Origin of the sequence: Pseudomonas sp. W5-36, assembly GCF_046540455.1 — a bacterium.
GTDB classification, from domain to species: domain Bacteria; phylum Pseudomonadota; class Gammaproteobacteria; order Pseudomonadales; family Pseudomonadaceae; genus Aquipseudomonas; species Aquipseudomonas graminis_B.
Genome location: NZ_JAXCIQ010000038.1, coordinates 1 through 1202 on the forward strand (window position 1 = coordinate 1; position 1202 = coordinate 1202).

The 1202-nt window shown below is 56.6% G+C and carries 1 protein-coding gene; it reads left to right on the plus strand.

The annotated features are described in order from the left end of the window. The first annotated feature begins 98 nt into the window (after nt 1–98). The gene (locus SLW74_RS27470) at nt 99–1079 is read left to right on the plus strand and encodes an IS5 family transposase (RefSeq protein ID WP_410930727.1); all 981 of its coding nucleotides are present in this window, start codon (nt 99–101) and stop codon (nt 1077–1079) included. Nucleotides 1080–1202: the final 123 nt, after the last annotated feature.

Below are 1202 nucleotides of genomic sequence, written 5' to 3' on the forward strand. Positions count from 1 at the left end.
CTGCGTTTTCGCCGCTTGCTGGAAGTCCATCAGCTAAGGAATCTCCGAACAAGTCCCAGGTATGCGAAAATCGCCTGACCACCTGATCCGAGCCTCCCATGAGCCAGATGAGCTTTTCCGACTTCGAGTACGCCGGCAAGCCCAAGCAAACCCGCCGCGAACGCTTCCTTGCCGAGATGGATCAGGTTGTGCCCTGGACAGGTCTGCTCGGCCTGATCGAGCCGTTCTACCCCAAGGCCGGTGGCGGTCGAAAACCTTACCCCCTGGAAACCATGCTGCGCATTCACCTGCTGCAGAACTGGTTCTCCCTCAGCGATCCGGCCATGGAAGAAGCGCTCTACGAAATCACGCCCATGCGTCAGTTCGCGCATCTGACACTGAGCGCGCCGATCCCTGAAGACACCACGATCATGAACTTCCGGCACTTGCTGGAGAAGCATCAATTGGCGCCTGCCATCCTCGCGGTCATCAACGGTTATTTGCAGGAAAAAGGCCTGTCACTGCGCCAGGGCACCATCGTCGACGCGACCATTATTCATGCCCCAAGCTCGACCAAGAACAAAGACGGCGAGCGTGATCCGGAGATGCATCAGACCAAGAAGGGTAACCAGTATTTCTTCGGTATGAAGGCCCACATCGGCGCTGACGTTGAGTCTGGACTGGTTCATCACGTCCATGGCACCGCTGCCAATGTGGCCGATGTCACCCAAGTCGCTGAACTGCTCCACGGGGACGAAAACGCGGTCTATGCGGACGCAGGTTACACCGGTGTCGAGAAGCGTGAAGAGCACGAAAATCGTGACGTGATCTGGCAAATTGTGGCTCGGCGCAGCACGTATTCCAAGCTGAACAAACGCAGCCTGTTGTACAAAGCCAAGCGCAAGATCGAGTATTGCAAAGCGCAGACACGCGCCAAGGTCGAGCATCCGTTTCGGGTCATCAAGCGCCAGTTTGGTTACGTGAAAGTACGCTTTCGTGGGCTGATGAAAAACACGGCCCAACTGACCACGCTGTTCGCCCTGTCGAACCTGTGGATGGCTCGAAAACGACTGATGGGTTTGGGTGAGTTGCGCGCTTAACACGGAAAACCGAGCGGAAAACGCTCTGCCGCACACTGCGTTAGACCGTTTTTAGGGAATAGCGCTGCGTGCATGGTGAATTATGACCTGCCATCGCTGCGCGGCAAGTTGATCGGAGCATCC

Bases quoted from the DNA above. Each gene is read 5' to 3' on its own strand.
- SLW74_RS27470 (WP_410930727.1), top strand. From the start codon at position 99: ATGAGCCAGATGAGCTTTTCCGACTTCGAGTACGCCGGCAAGCCCAAG.